Here is a 13,283-nt window from a genome sequence, read left to right on the forward strand (position 1 = left end):
AGAAAAGCCGGAAAAATTTGCAGGATATCCTTGACAAAATCCGACAAAAACGGTATGATATACCCAACAGTTAGATGTAGCTAATTAAAGTACAACGGATAAAACCAAAAATCATACGGGATCCCGGTAGAGGGATTCTTTCTTAAAACACAGGAGTTAGAATAAACTAATTTCAAGTAGCATAAGATAACAACAGAAAGGCAGGTAGAGAAGATGAGTGTCGTAATTATCGGTGGAAATGAAAGAATGGTGTGTCAATATACAGATATCTGTAAAGACTATGGATGTAAAGCAAAGGTGTTCCCGAAAGAGCATGGCTCCGTTAAGAAAAAAATTGGGAATCCGGATCTGATGATTCTCTTTACCAACACCGTATCCCACAAAATGGTCATCACTGCTTCCCAGGAAGCAAAGAAAAACAATATTCCGATCGCAAGAATCCATACCAGCAGTGCCACCGCACTTCGCTCGGTATTAGATGAGCACTGCGCAGCAGCAATGTAAGAAGGAGACGTAAAAGGCATGATTGAGAGATTTCTGATCGAACACTGTTCGGCAACGCTGGCTTCCATCAAAGCCGCAAATTTATGTAATATGACATTTTCATCCAAAGAAGAACTGGAAGATCAGATTTCATACTGGAGTGCCTGTCTGGAACCAAAAGGAATTCACATCTTTGTATTGCGGGAGCATGAGACGAGAGCACTGGTCTATGTGTACCGTGAAGGGCTTCTCCAGAAGGAGCTGGAAAATCCGGAGAATGCAGCGTTTTTAAAATCCTATGGATATGAAAATACAGACATTGCCTATGCACTGAATCGCCTGAAAACCCGGGTAGCAGAGTGTAAAGAAGGATTTCCGCATGAGATCGGTGTGTTTCTCAACTATCCGCTCGGTGATGTGATCGGTTTTATTGAGAACAAAGGCCACAATTATAAATGCAAGGGATGCTGGAAGGTCTATTGCAATGAGTGCGAAACACAGAAAACATTTCAGCGCTATCAGAAATGCAGAAACGTGTATCTGCGTCTCTGGAAGCAGGGAAGAAGCGTTTTACAGCTCACCGTAGCTGTTTAACATAAAATCCTGCATACCATAAAAAGGGCAGTAGGATCGGGGAAAGAAAAATCCCCCGGAATCAGAAAATAAAGAAAGAAGGATTTGAAACATGAGCAAAGTAGCAGTAGTTTATTGGAGTGGAACCGGCAACACAGAAATGATGGCACAGAAAGTAGCAGAGGGAGCAAAAGAGGCAGGCGCAGAAGTTTCTGTTCTGACTTGCGCAGATTTCTCTGCGGATGATGTAGATGCATACGATGCAATCGCTTTCGGATGCCCGGCTATGGGGGCAGAAGAGCTGGAAGATACCGAGTTCGAGCCAATGTTCTCCGCATGTGAATCCAAACTCTCCGGAAAGAAAATCGCTCTGTTCGGTTCCTATGGATGGGGAGACGGCGAGTGGATGCGCACCTGGGAAGAAAGCTGCAAAAATGATGGCGCCGAGCTGGTATGCGACAGCGTGATCTGCGCAGACGCGCCAGATGATGAAGCTGAGGCAGCATGCATTGCACTTGGAAAAGCACTCTGCTAAGCATAAATAAAAAGGAAGAAAAAGCGGCAGCCCTTTTGTCTGGGACTGCCGCTTTTTTTTCGGACAGGGAGAAAGACTCGCTGTCATTTGGCTGTTAAAATTCGGTATCATCCGCATCGGATGGCCGTGACGGTTTTAAAAGAATTCCGTTGATTTCCACTTCATCGGCTGCCTCGATCAGAATATACGGTGTTCCGTCGATCGTACGGGTTTCGATGAGCTGGGCCTTTTCCGGGCTGACTTTGATGATAACATCCGGGGTGCGGATCTCGTAGTTCCGTGTACTGGCCACGTTCGAGGCAACGAAGCTTGCTTTCTCATCCGCAATGGATTCGTACTTCTCGTCGAACTCGTCAAGCTGTTCATTCGGTACGCCGCTGCTGGCGAGCAGACGTTTTACCTCGTGTTTATCGAGCACCACCGGTTCCGGATCGTCTTTCCGCTCTTCAATCATGGTATTTAAGTTCTCCTGAATGGTCATAACAGTAGAAAAATCACAGGCGGAATCGAGAGTTTCTTCTATAATAGACTGAAACGTTTCTTTCTGAGATTTCGCGGAAAGCGGCGCCTGACAGCCCAGGAAGTGGTCGAGAAAGTCCGGCTGATCCATCTCTGCGTTTTTCGTGAAATACAGCAGATTGTGGATATCCGTGTTGCGGTCTGTGAAGGCCGGGAAGAGAAAACCGTTTTCCGGTGCGCCGACCACCCAGTCCTGCACGCGGTTTTCAATCGTATTGTGGGACACATTGTAGCAGAGACCCGGTTTGTCGAGTTTTACCGGGCAGATGCTGCAGAGGATAAATTCATAGACGTAATCGGAAGCATCGTCCATATCCAGATTATCAGAAGCGCGTCCCGGTACATCGTAGGCACCATGGATCAGAATAATATAGTAGTTTTCCGGATAGAGATAATCCGCCATCACCTTTTCATAAAATTCATCAATCAGCGCTTCGTCCTTCAGCTCACTGTTGCGGAGTTTTAAGAGAAACTCCTGTGTGCCGCCCTCACTTTCCTGGGAGAGCGGGAACTCCATATTCAGCAGATTCTTTCCGATGGTACCGGAGAGGGTGCTTTTAAAAATCTTAAAATACTTAAACATTTCTTCCTCTTCGAGAGAGAGAAACGCTTCTTTTAATTTTGTCTTAATATTCTTTTCCGCATCCACATAGCATCCGCAGATTCGCGTGATCGCACAGTGGGATGGGGTAAACAGTTTTTTAATTTCGGCAATTTCCTTTTTGTTCATATAGAATGCTCCTTTATCAGCAATTTCGTATCTTAGACAAGTACTTTCTATTATAGACCATAGGGAAGGGAAAAGGCAAGAAAGAAAATAGCGACTATATCTTATTATACTTTAAATATAATTTCAAAAATCTTGACAGAGGTACCGATTCTGTTATACGATTAGGTCTAATAAAGGGGAGTAATTTGAGTTTGAAAATTTGCGTTTGCAAGTTTTCCGATTATTCAGCTACTTAAATGGATACGCATGAAATTAAGAAAAAGAGGAGAATGATAGTGGATATAAGTAAAAAATCTGTAAAAAAAATCCGGGAACTTATTGTGTTTACAGCATTTCTTGTGGTCGCACTGTGGAAGTTTAATGTGGTACTCGATGTGTTGAAAGCAATATGGGGGATCGTATTTCCATTTGTACTTGGCGGAGCGATCGCATTTGTGACCAACGTGCCAATGAGCTTTTTGGAAAAGAAAATTTTTGGAAGGGCAAAAAAAGAAAATAAGATCGTCGAAAAACTGGCAAGACCGATAAGCCTGTTCCTCACGATCGTATTTGCGGTTGGCGTGATTGTACTGGTGATGTTTGGTGTGATTCCGCAGCTTACGCGGACAATAGGAACCCTGATGATGAGTATCGCTGATTTTATTCCGCAGATGCAAAGCTGGATCCGGGAGTTTTCCCATAATAACCAGGAAATCATGAAGCTTGTAGATCAGGTACAGTTTAATCCGGATCAGGCGATCAAGTGGGGGATAAGCCTGCTTGGAAATGGTGCAGGAAATATGATGAATATCACAATGTCAGCAGTGGGTTCCATAGTTAGTGGATTGGCAGCCTTTTTTGTTGCATTTTCCTTTGCCTGCTATGTCCTTTTTCAGAAGGAAACGCTGCAGGTGCAGATTCGAAAAGTATTTTTCGCTTTTCTTCCAAAGGAAAAAGCAGATGCTTTTCTTAAAGTCTGCTCTCTGACTTATCAGACATTTGCAAATTTTCTTACAGGTCAGTGTCTGGAAGCCGTGATCCTTGGCTGTATGTTTGTTGTGATATTGAGCATTTTGAGGATGCCATATGCACTTTTGATCGGAGTTTTAATTGCGTTTACGGCATTGATCCCGATTTTCGGAGCCTTCATCGGGTGTGCAGTGGGAAGCTTTTTGATCTTTATGGTAAATCCGAAACAGGCAATTTTATTTATTATAGTATTTCTGGTGCTGCAGCAGATCGAGGGAAATCTGATCTATCCTCATGTTGTGGGTGAGTCTGTAGGGCTTCCATCGATTTGGGTTCTTGCAGCAGTTACGATCGGCGGAAATCTTATGGGAATTATAGGTATGCTTGTTTTTATTCCGTTGCTTTCCGTGTTCTATACTATTTTTCGGGAATTCGTATATCTGCATCTGAAAAAAAAGCATATCAAACAGGTGACAAAGACAGAAATAGAAGAAGATACGGCGGAAGAAATGGTAAATAGTGAGATACCAGAGGTGAAATGATAGAATCCCGTCTTTGACAGCTGTATGGTGATAAAACGGTTACAAACCCAGTAAATATGGGTATTGTGGCCGTTTTTTTTTGTAGATCATTATTCAACCGTCAAACTTCCGGGTGTTTTTATAGCAATCCCGGAAAATAATGCAAAAATTCAGCGCAGCAGAACGTGAATTACTGCGTCACAGATTTTCATGTCTTAGACAAGTACTTCCTATTATAGAGCACGGGGAAGGGAAAAGGCATGAAAAAAATGGACAATGGATATTACAACTGTCTTGTCACATGACAAAAGTTGTGGTATACTAAGCGCTAAAGTGTTAAAAAAATATCACTATTCAGGGTTCTGAATCGTTATAGTAAAAATAGGAAGGAAACAAAACCAATGGATACCAGAAGAGAAAAGCTGGAAACATTAAAGAAAGAAAAAAATGCCGTTATCATGGCACACTATTACGTGCCGGATGAGGTGCAGGAAATTGCCGATTACATCGGGGATTCGTATTACTTAAGCGACATGGCGACGAAAGTGGACGCCAGTGTCATCGTTCTCTGCGGCGTTCGTTTCATGGGTGAGAGCGCCAAAATCTTAAACCCGGGCAAAAAAGTACTGCTCCCGGATCTGCATGCCGACTGCCCGATGGCTCACATGGCAGCGATTGAAAAAATCGAGGAAGTCCGGAAAGAGTACCCGGATGTGGCTGTCGTATGCTATGTCAATTCCACCGCGGAATTAAAAAGTCATTCCGACGTCTGTGTCACATCCTCCAATGCAGTAAAAATTGTAAAAGAACTGCCGAACCACGACATCTTCTTTATCCCAGACGAGCATCTTGGTACCTATGTGGCTGAGCAGGTGCCGGAGAAACATATCATCTTAAATGACGGTTTCTGTCACGTACATGCTGCCATCCGTCCAGAAGCTGCAAAGGCTGCAAAGGAAGCGCGTCCGCAGGCAAAGCTTCTCGTTCACCCGGAGTGCAGAAGTGAAGTCGTTGCACTTGCCGATTACGTCGGAAGCACCGCAGGCATCATCAAATATGCCGAGGCAAGTAAAAATACCGAGTTTCTCGTTGCAACCGAGCTTGGCGTTTTCGCAGAGCTGAAAAAGCGCTGCCCGGATAAGAAGTTTTATGCAGTGGGAAATACGCAGATCTGCCCAAATATGAAAAAAGTGACATTGGACAAATTAATAGAAGCACTGGAAAATGAGGAGAATGAAGTTCTGTTAAGCGAACAGGAAATTTCAGACGCACATGCGCCGCTGTTAAGAATGCTCGAGCTTGCAAAGTAACAAAATAAGCAGAACGCAGAAGCGGAAAAGAGGAAATGAAATGAAAAAGTATTATGATGCAGTGATTGTAGGATGCGGTGTGGCAGGATGTTTTGCGGCACTTCATCTGCCCCAGGAAGCCGATATTCTGATGATAACAAAAGCAGATACCGAGGACAGCGACTCCTTCCTCGCACAGGGCGGTATCTGTGTTCTGAAAAACGAAGACGATTACGATGCGTTCTATGAGGATACGATGCATGCCGGCCACTATGAAAATACGCCGGAATCCGTCGACATTATGATCCGTTCTTCCCGAAATGTCATCAATCAGCTCATCGCCTGGGGTGTGGATTTCCGCCGCGATGAAAACGGGGAACTCTGCTATACGAAAGAAGGCGCACATTCTACCAATCGCATCTTGTTCCACGACGATGTAACCGGAAAGGAGATTACGAGCAAGCTTCTCGCGCAGGTAAAAAAGCTGCCGAACGTGACGCTTCTTGCGCACACGGAAATGTGTGATATTCTTTCCTGCAAAAATGTCTGCGAGGGTGTTTTGATCCGGGATGAAGAAGGAAAGCTGATTCCGGTTTATGCCAGGGATGTGATCTGGGCATGCGGTGGCATCGGCGGAATTTACGATAATTCCACGAACTTCCCGCATCTGACCGGAGATGCACTTGCAATTGCAATCCACAGGAACGTAGCACTGAAAAATGTCAATTACGTACAGATTCATCCAACAACGCTGTATTCCCAAAAGAAAGGCCGCCGTTTTCTGATTTCCGAATCTGTCCGCGGAGAGGGCGCTGTTTTGCTCGATAAAAACGGTGAGCGTTTCACCAATGAGTTGCAGCCGCGTGACGTGGTATCCCGTGAGATTCACCGCCAGATGGAAAAGGATCACACGAAGCACGTATGGCTTTCCCTGAAAACGATTCCGCTTGATGTAAAAGAACGGTTCCCGAATATTTACCAGAAATGTCTGGAAGAGGGATATGATATCACAAAAGAACCGATCCCGGTTGTACCGGCCCAGCATTACTTTATGGGTGGCGTCAAGGTAGACAGCAATAGCGAAACGACGATGGATCATCTGTATGCAGCAGGTGAGACGAGCTGCAACGGCGTGCACGGTGCAAACCGTCTGGCAAGCAATTCTCTGCTGGAGAGCCTTGTATTCGCAGAGCGCGCGGCAAAGAAGATGGCTGCCGAATGGGCCGCAGAGGGTCTTGTAGAGAACGCAGACCGCAAAGAAACGGCAACGGAGCCGAAGGAAGATGAATGGAAGCTCCTTGCAAAACGGTACGATATTAGAAAAGAAGATTACCAGGATATGGAAGAATATGCAGAACGCTGCAAAGAGAGCATCTGGGATGCGATCAGAAAGGAAGACAAATATGAATCCAATCACAAGAACACTAAATGTGGATAATCTGCTGCTGTTGGCGCTGCAGGAAGATATCTCCAGTGAAGATGTAACCACGAATGCTGTCATGCCAGAAGCCTGCCAGGGAACGGTACAGCTTCTCTGCAAACAGGACGGCGTCATTGCCGGTATGGAAGTATTTGCAAGAGTATTTACGCTGCTCGATGAGAAAACCGAGATTATTCCGTATGTGAAAGACGGCGATGAAGTCAAAAAAGGCGATCTGCTCGCAACCGTAAACGGCGATATCCGTGTTCTGCTGTCCGGTGAGAGAACCGCGCTCAATTATCTGCAGCGGATGAGCGGAATCGCAACGTATACGAGAAGCGTTGCGAAGCTGCTCGAAGGTTCCAAAACGACCCTTCTCGATACCAGAAAAACGACCCCGAATATGCGTATTTTTGAAAAATATGCAGTCAAAATCGGTGGCGGCCAGAATCACCGCTACAATCTGTCCGACGGCGTTCTGTTAAAGGACAACCATATTGGAGCTGCAGGCAGTGTCACAAAAGCGATCGAGATGGCACGCGATTATGCTCCGTTTGTGCGTAAGATTGAAGTCGAGTGTGAAAACCTCGATATGGTCCGCGAAGCAGCAGATGCAGGTGCCGACATTATCATGCTCGACAATATGACTCCGGCGCAGATGAAAGAGGCGGTAGCCGTCATCAACGGCAGAGCAAAAACCGAGTGCTCCGGAAATGTGACAAAAGAAAATATCGCCACTATCCTCGACACCGGCGTAGACTATGTTTCCAGCGGTGCACTGACGCATTCTGCACCGATTCTTGATGTATCATTGAAAAATCTGCATCCAATAGAATAAGTATAAAAATAGGAATCATTTCCTTATAGATATAAAAATCGCGAAATAAAAAAGCTTCTGTTCCTCCCGGAAAAAGGGAAGAACAGAAGCTTTTTTAAACAGGAAACTTCGTTGAATTTTCTTATAAAAAATTCTCCGGGTTAGATTCCTTTTTTAAACAGGAGAAAGGAATATCCGATCGGAATCAAAACCAGCGCTGCGATCGTGAGAAATAAAATCCATTCAAGCTGCAGAAAGCTGTTTACGATCATGGCAACGCCGCCGATGATCCAAATCCAGCCGGCGAGGCGGTGAGTGCGGTTCCAGTTTTCCTGACTGTGAAGTGTCCATGGAACCTTGATGCCGGTTGTGTAGTTCTGTTTGCATTTTGGCATGTAATTGCCGATGAGAATAAAGAGAAGGCCGACAATCCCATTGCTAACAAAACCGATATCAACTGCGATGCCGACTGCGTTTGCGTAGATGGAGCAGCAGACGATCAGAGAGGTTACAGGTATGATCCACAGAACAAGACGGATCATCTTTGGACCGATGTTCTGCCGCTTCGGATCAGAAAAAGTGAGAACAGCGGTAAAAATCTGCAGAGCGGCAAGAAACAGAGGGATACCGATCACTGCCATCGTTTTACTGCTCCAGCCGTTTGGAACATTGTTTGTGCCAAAATGGGTGGCAATGGTGTCCGGCATGCGATTCCAGAGCAGAAGTCCGATCACCATCGGGAAAAGAGAAATGAGTGTTGTCAGAATCAGTGTTGTTTTATATTTTTTCCACATCAGAAGTGCCTCCTTTGAGCTCTGAAATCCAGAGCATGATTTCTTCCAGGACGGAAGTGTTGAGTTCATAATAAATAAAATTTTTCTCCCGGAATTCCAGCACAAGGCCTGCTTTTTTCAGAATACCGAGATGGTAGGAGATGGTTGCACCTGTCATATCAAAGTGCGATCCGATCTCCCCTGCAGAAAGTCTTCCGTTTTTCAGAAGCTCCAGAATCCTTCGCCGGACAGGATCGGAGAGAGCTTTAAACGTTTCTGCGAATGCCATGGAAACCTCCTTTCCGACAGTATGAATGCAACTTAATTAGAAATTTATCTAAATACTTTTTATCACAGGGAAAGTGAAAAGTCAATAAGCATTTCGAAAAAAATCTAAATAGTTTTATTGTTGATTTTGAGTTGCTATTTTCTGCAGAATACGCTACGATAAGGGAAAAGTTGTAGAAAAAGGGGGACAAAAACATGAAAAAACACCTGTCCGTGCGCTATGGCACGATTCAGGGCTGCTACTGGATGGGATACGCGGCACTGATGGGGTATGCCAGCGTCTATCTTCTTGAAAAAGGCTTCACAAACACACAAATTGGCCTTCTGACGGCAGTTGGCTGTATCGTGTCAGCGGTTCTGCAGCCTGCGTTGGCATCCTACGCAGATCGGCCGGAAAGCCCGTCCGTACGAACAATGCTCCTTGGAGCGAACCTGATTCAGCTTGTTCTTGTCATTTCCCTTGCTGCAACGGCAGAAAGCAGTTCTATGGTGGTAAGGACACTGCTGTACGGCGCAAGCATTACGATGCTGATGCTGATGATTCCGTTCGTTAATTCTCTTGGTATGGAGACGATCCGCCAGGGAGAGGAACTTGATTACGGAATCGGGCGCGGCATGGGTTCCGTTGCATATGCGATTGCATCATGGCTGCTCGGCCGACTGACCGCATCCTTTGGAGCAGACATGATTCCGATCTGGGCTATCGCGCTGAACATTCTTTTCCTCATCTGTGTATTTCACTTTCCGTTTAAAAAGGACAGGAAAAAAGCAGAAGCAGAAAAAGAAGAGACAGGAGCAGCCGGTCCGGTCGATTTTCTGAAACGGTATCCGTCCTCGTGGTAGTACTGCTTGGCTGCATTCTGATCTTTATGTCACATAGCCTGATTAACAGCTTCAATTATCAGATTGCAATGGCAAAAGGTGGTGGCAGCGGTGAGATGGGAAATGCGATGACCATCTCTGCAGTTTCCGAGCTGCCAACGATGTTTCTGTTCGGCTATCTGCTGAAAAAGAAGAGCAGTGTTTTCTGGTTCCGCCTCTCCGGCCTGTTTTTTGTCCTGAAAAGCATAGGAACCTTCCTGGCCTTTAATATTCCGACATACTACGCTGCTCAGCCGTTCCAGATGTTCGGCTGGGCGCTGATCAACGTCGCCTGCGTCTATTACGTGGACGGCATCATGGAGCCGCAGGATTCGATTAAAGGACAGGCATATATGGCAATGACCATCACCGCAGGAAATGTAATGAGCTCCCTGTTTGGCGGCTGGCTTATCGATGCAGCCGGTGTTGGCGCGATGCTGATCTGCGCATCTCTTGCGGCCTTCATCGGCTGGCTGATTGTGTGCCTCGGTTCGAAAGAAGCAAAAACTGCATAGGAAAGATAAAAGAAAGCGCCCGAAACCGAACGTGGTTCCGGGCGCTTTGCCGTACAGCTCTTATTTATTTCTGTTTCCTGTATACTTCTCATCACAGTATTTGCAACGGTAAACCTCTTTTTCCGGGTCAGCCAGGATAAAGACATGTTTTAATCCCTGCTCAATAGAGGTGATACAGCGCGGGTTTTTACATTTAATCACATCAACCACCTGTTTCGGCAGATGAAGTTCTTTTTTCTCCGTAATCTCGCCGTCTTTAATGACATTGACAGTGATATTGTGATCGATAAAGCCTAAGATGTCAAGATCCATCTTATCAACCGAACACTCAACTTTCAGAATGTCCTTTTTTCCCATTTTTTCACTTTTGGCATTTTTAATAATGGCTACGGTACAGTCCAGCTTGTCCAGTCCCAGATCATGGTAAATGGTCATAGCCTTTCCTGCTTTAATATGGTCGAGCACGAAGCCCTCTTCAATACGTCCTACGTTCAGCATAGCGAAAGATGCTCCTTTCTTAATCGACTTTGATGTTCAGCAGCGTCAGAATCAGGGCCATACGTGCATAAACACCGTACTGAACCTGTTTAAAGTAAGCAGCGCGCGGGTCATTATCCACGTCAACGGAGATCTCATTGACACGCGGCAGCGGATGCAGAACCAGCATTTCCGGAGAAGCAAGATCCATTTTGGACTGATCCAGAATATAGAAATCCTTCATGCGGATGTAATCATCCTCGTTGAAGAAACGTTCTTTCTGGACACGGGTCATATAAAGAACATCCAGCTTCGGGAGAACATCTTCCATTTTAATAACTTCCTCAAACGGAACATTGTTCGCCCGCAGCACATCATCACGGATGTAATCCGGGAGACGAAGCTCCTCCGGGGAGATTAATACAATTTTAATGCCGGTATAACGAACCAGCGCTTCAATCAGGGAATGAACCGTTCTGCCGAATTTAAGATCACCGCAGAAGCCGATGGTAAGATTGTTCAGGCGACCCTTTAAAGAACGGATGGTGAGAAGATCGGTAAGAGTCTGCGTCGGATGCTGATGTCCGCCATCACCTGCGTTGATCACAGGAATACGGGAGTACATCGATGCAACGAGCGGAGCGCCTTCTTTCGGATGACGCATGGCACAAATATTTGCAAAGCAGGATACCACGCGGATGGTGTCGGCTACGCTTTCACCTTTGGAAGCGGAAGAAGAATTGGCAGAAGAAAAACCAAGAACAGTACCGCCAAGATTCATCATGGCAGCCTCAAAGCTGAGACGGGTGCGTGTGCTTGGTTCATAAAATAAAGTAGCAAGTCTTTTGCCATCGCAGGCATGTGCATATTTCTCCGGGTTCTTTTCAATATCGTTCGCCAGATCCATTAACTGATCCAGTTCTTCGACCGAGAAATCAAGGGGACTCATTAAGTGTCGCATATATTACCTCCTATGAAGATCCTTATTTTTGTTACCGTTCACAGGTCCCTGCGAACGGTAACATTCGCAGCCCTCATTTAAAGTTTTGCTTCGCAAAAGGAGGGCTGCTCACGCCTGAATCACTTTCTTACGCAGCGAAACAGCAGGTGTTTCCCTGCTGAGTGAACAGTAACTTATTTTTTCTGTGTTCCACCTTAACACAAAAACAGGATAAATGCAAGATAAAAAATGGCAGGAAAAAGGTCGAAAAGCAGAGTAATATGAAATGTGAAAAAATAAAGTGAAATAGCAGTCAAAAAGGAAAAAGATTGTACAAAAGCCGAATTTCGGAAGATCTTTTCTTGTAAATTAAACGGAGATGGAGTAAAATATTGATATCTGCAACAAATGCAGAGTATCAGGAGGACCAGATATGCTAGACTTAGGAAAAATCCGCGACGAGATCGATGCCACCGATGACGAGATCGTCCGCCTGTTCCAGCACCGGATGGCGCTGACGGCGGAGGTTGCGCAGTACAAGATAGAGACAGGAAAAGCCGTTTTTGATGCGGAACGTGAGCGCCAGAAGCTGGAAAAGCTGACAGGCGAGGGAACAAATGCATTCAATATAAAAGGCATCCAGGAGCTGTTCCAGCAGATCATGTCGATCAGCCGGAAGCGTCAGTATCAGCTGCTGACAGAAAACGGCGGCGAGGAGATGACCGATTACACGCAGGTTGACCACCTCCCGACACACGGCAAAAGAGTTGTTTTCCAGGGTGTGGAGGGCGCCTACAGTTTCGGTGCGATGAAAGAATTTTTCGATGATACGATTACAAGCTTTCACGTAGATACCTGGAAAGAGGCGATGGAGGCGATTACGAGGGGCGAAGCCGATTATGCCGTGCTTCCGATCGAGAACTCCACAGCAGGCATTGTATCCGATATTTATGATCTTCTGGTGGAATATCCGCACTACATCGTCGGTGAGCAGGAATTGCCGGTGGAGCATGTGCTGATGGCACTGCCGGGAGCAAAGGCTGAGGAGATCCGCACCGTGATTTCCCATCCGCAGGCGCTGGCGCAGTGCCGCCGTTTCCTGGATTCCAATGAAAACTGGAAGACGGAAGAGCGTCTCAATACAGCCGCCGCTGCAAAAGAAGTATCCGAGAGCGGTGATCTTACGATGGCAGCCGTCGGAAGTCCGTACGCTGCAGAGCATTTCGGACTGCAGATCTTAAAAGAAGGTATTTTTGATGCCCAGGGAAATACGACACGCTTTGTTATCATTTCTGGGCAGAAACGCTTTGTAAAAGATGCACAGAAAATCAGCGTATGCATGGAACTGCCGCATCAGAGCGGTTCTCTTTACAACGCACTGGCACATTTTATTTACAACGATCTGAACATGACCAAAATCGAGTCCCGCCCGATTCCGCAGCGGAAATGGGAGTACCGTTTCTTCGTGGATTTCGAGGGGAACTTAAGCGATCCGGCAGTCAAAAACGCACTGCGCGGATTGCAGGCAGAATCCGCGAAATTCCGGATTTTCGGAAATTATTAATCCAGAAGAGAGGGCCGTACCAAGCGGCCT

The 13,283-nt window shown here is 45.9% G+C and carries 15 protein-coding genes; 10 read left to right on the top strand and 5 right to left on the bottom strand.

Annotation, left to right across the window (positions count from 1 at the left end):
* Nucleotides 1–213 precede the first annotated feature (213 nt).
* The 3 genes from DW965_RS10305 (at nt 214) to DW965_RS10315 (ending at nt 1,591) form a co-directional block, all read left to right on the top strand.
* Nucleotides 214–504, top strand: coding sequence for a DUF2325 domain-containing protein (locus tag DW965_RS10305; protein WP_022462751.1), 291 nt, complete (start codon nt 214–216; stop codon nt 502–504).
* A gap of 18 nt (nt 505–522) precedes the next feature.
* Nucleotides 523–1,077: a DUF3793 family protein gene (locus tag DW965_RS10310; protein ID WP_055228382.1), complete on the top strand. Its 555-nt coding sequence runs from the start codon at nt 523–525 to the stop codon at nt 1,075–1,077.
* Between the two features lie 91 nt (nt 1,078–1,168).
* Nucleotides 1,169–1,591 (top strand): flavodoxin, encoded by a 423-nt coding sequence (locus DW965_RS10315; protein WP_022462753.1) that lies wholly within the window; start codon nt 1,169–1,171, stop codon nt 1,589–1,591.
* 94 nt (nt 1,592–1,685) lie between these two features.
* On the opposite strand, the gene DW965_RS10320 is transcribed toward DW965_RS10315, so the two are convergent.
* On the bottom strand, nt 1,686–2,840 hold the full coding sequence (locus tag DW965_RS10320) for a DUF4317 domain-containing protein (RefSeq protein ID WP_022462754.1): 1,155 nt from the start codon (nt 2,838–2,840) through the stop codon (nt 1,686–1,688).
* 275 nt (nt 2,841–3,115) lie between these two features.
* Here DW965_RS10320 and DW965_RS10325 point away from each other — a divergent pair, with 275 nt between their 5' ends.
* From DW965_RS10325 to nadC, 4 genes are all read left to right on the top strand, one after another.
* Complete coding sequence (locus tag DW965_RS10325) at nt 3,116–4,330, top strand: AI-2E family transporter (RefSeq protein WP_242991186.1); 1,215 nt, start codon at nt 3,116–3,118, stop codon at nt 4,328–4,330.
* A gap of 380 nt (nt 4,331–4,710) precedes the next feature.
* Nucleotides 4,711–5,619: a quinolinate synthase NadA gene (nadA, locus tag DW965_RS10330; RefSeq protein ID WP_117510301.1), complete on the top strand. Its 909-nt coding sequence runs from the start codon at nt 4,711–4,713 to the stop codon at nt 5,617–5,619.
* Nucleotides 5,620–5,659: 40 nt separating this feature from the next.
* Complete coding sequence (locus DW965_RS10335) at nt 5,660–7,036, top strand: L-aspartate oxidase (RefSeq protein WP_117510300.1); 1,377 nt, start codon at nt 5,660–5,662, stop codon at nt 7,034–7,036.
* Nucleotides 7,002–7,856, top strand: coding sequence for a carboxylating nicotinate-nucleotide diphosphorylase (gene nadC / locus DW965_RS10340; protein WP_022462757.1), 855 nt, complete (start codon nt 7,002–7,004; stop codon nt 7,854–7,856). Before DW965_RS10335 ends, nadC begins: the two co-directional genes overlap by 35 nt.
* Before the next feature lie 140 nt (nt 7,857–7,996).
* On the opposite strand, the gene DW965_RS10345 is transcribed toward nadC, so the two are convergent.
* Complete coding sequence (locus tag DW965_RS10345; protein ID WP_119198355.1) at nt 7,997–8,629, bottom strand: SdpI family protein; 633 nt, start codon at nt 8,627–8,629, stop codon at nt 7,997–7,999.
* Nucleotides 8,613–8,897 carry an autorepressor SdpR family transcription factor gene (locus DW965_RS10350; RefSeq protein ID WP_119198356.1) on the bottom strand — a complete coding sequence of 95 codons (285 nt, stop codon included), beginning with the start codon at nt 8,895–8,897 and terminating at the stop codon, nt 8,613–8,615. The genes DW965_RS10345 and DW965_RS10350 overlap by 17 nt, the downstream gene beginning before the upstream one ends.
* Before the next feature lie 194 nt (nt 8,898–9,091).
* Here DW965_RS10350 and DW965_RS10355 point away from each other — a divergent pair, with 194 nt between their 5' ends.
* Both DW965_RS10355 and DW965_RS10360 read left to right on the top strand, forming a co-directional pair.
* Entirely contained in the window at nt 9,092–9,739 is a 648-nt protein-coding gene (locus DW965_RS10355) for an MFS transporter (protein WP_119198357.1), read from the top strand.
* On the top strand, nt 9,733–10,272 hold the full coding sequence (locus tag DW965_RS10360; RefSeq protein WP_119198358.1) for an MFS transporter: 540 nt from the start codon (nt 9,733–9,735) through the stop codon (nt 10,270–10,272). Before DW965_RS10355 ends, DW965_RS10360 begins: the two co-directional genes overlap by 7 nt.
* Nucleotides 10,273–10,332: 60 nt before the next feature.
* On the opposite strand, the gene DW965_RS10365 is transcribed toward DW965_RS10360, so the two are convergent.
* On the bottom strand, nt 10,333–10,770 hold the full coding sequence (locus tag DW965_RS10365; protein WP_022462761.1) for an aspartate carbamoyltransferase regulatory subunit: 438 nt from the start codon (nt 10,768–10,770) through the stop codon (nt 10,333–10,335).
* Nucleotides 10,771–10,789: 19 nt separating this feature from the next.
* Nucleotides 10,790–11,710: an aspartate carbamoyltransferase gene (pyrB, locus tag DW965_RS10370; RefSeq protein WP_022462762.1), complete on the bottom strand. Its 921-nt coding sequence runs from the start codon at nt 11,708–11,710 to the stop codon at nt 10,790–10,792.
* A gap of 412 nt (nt 11,711–12,122) precedes the next feature.
* Here pyrB and pheA point away from each other — a divergent pair, with 412 nt between their 5' ends.
* Nucleotides 12,123–13,253, top strand: a complete 1,131-nt coding sequence (gene pheA, locus DW965_RS10375; protein ID WP_055222099.1) for a prephenate dehydratase — start codon at nt 12,123–12,125, stop codon at nt 13,251–13,253.
* Nucleotides 13,254–13,283 lie beyond the last annotated feature (30 nt).

The sequence above is a fragment of the Blautia sp. AM47-4 genome (assembly GCF_003479865.1).
Lineage (GTDB): Bacteria > Bacillota > Clostridia > Lachnospirales > Lachnospiraceae > Fusicatenibacter > Fusicatenibacter saccharivorans.

What these genes read in the sequence shown, in the direction of transcription:
- nadC (WP_022462757.1), top strand. Translation starts at nt 7,002, where the DNA reads ATGAATCCAATCACAAGAACACTAAATGTGGATAATCTGCTGCTGTTG.
- DW965_RS10365 (WP_022462761.1), bottom strand. Translation starts at nt 10,770, where the DNA reads ATGCTGAACGTAGGACGTATTGAAGAGGGCTTCGTGCTCGACCATATT.
- DW965_RS10310 (WP_055228382.1), top strand. Translation starts at nt 523, where the DNA reads ATGATTGAGAGATTTCTGATCGAACACTGTTCGGCAACGCTGGCTTCC.
- nadA (WP_117510301.1), top strand. Translation starts at nt 4,711, where the DNA reads ATGGATACCAGAAGAGAAAAGCTGGAAACATTAAAGAAAGAAAAAAAT.
- pyrB (WP_022462762.1), bottom strand. Translation starts at nt 11,710, where the DNA reads ATGCGACACTTAATGAGTCCCCTTGATTTCTCGGTCGAAGAACTGGAT.
- DW965_RS10320 (WP_022462754.1), bottom strand. Translation starts at nt 2,840, where the DNA reads ATGAACAAAAAGGAAATTGCCGAAATTAAAAAACTGTTTACCCCATCC.
- pheA (WP_055222099.1), top strand. Translation starts at nt 12,123, where the DNA reads ATGCTAGACTTAGGAAAAATCCGCGACGAGATCGATGCCACCGATGAC.
- DW965_RS10355 (WP_119198357.1), top strand. Translation starts at nt 9,092, where the DNA reads ATGAAAAAACACCTGTCCGTGCGCTATGGCACGATTCAGGGCTGCTAC.
- DW965_RS10350 (WP_119198356.1), bottom strand. Translation starts at nt 8,897, where the DNA reads ATGGCATTCGCAGAAACGTTTAAAGCTCTCTCCGATCCTGTCCGGCGA.
- DW965_RS10315 (WP_022462753.1), top strand. Translation starts at nt 1,169, where the DNA reads ATGAGCAAAGTAGCAGTAGTTTATTGGAGTGGAACCGGCAACACAGAA.
- DW965_RS10335 (WP_117510300.1), top strand. Translation starts at nt 5,660, where the DNA reads ATGAAAAAGTATTATGATGCAGTGATTGTAGGATGCGGTGTGGCAGGA.
- DW965_RS10345 (WP_119198355.1), bottom strand. Translation starts at nt 8,629, where the DNA reads ATGTGGAAAAAATATAAAACAACACTGATTCTGACAACACTCATTTCT.
- DW965_RS10305 (WP_022462751.1), top strand. Translation starts at nt 214, where the DNA reads ATGAGTGTCGTAATTATCGGTGGAAATGAAAGAATGGTGTGTCAATAT.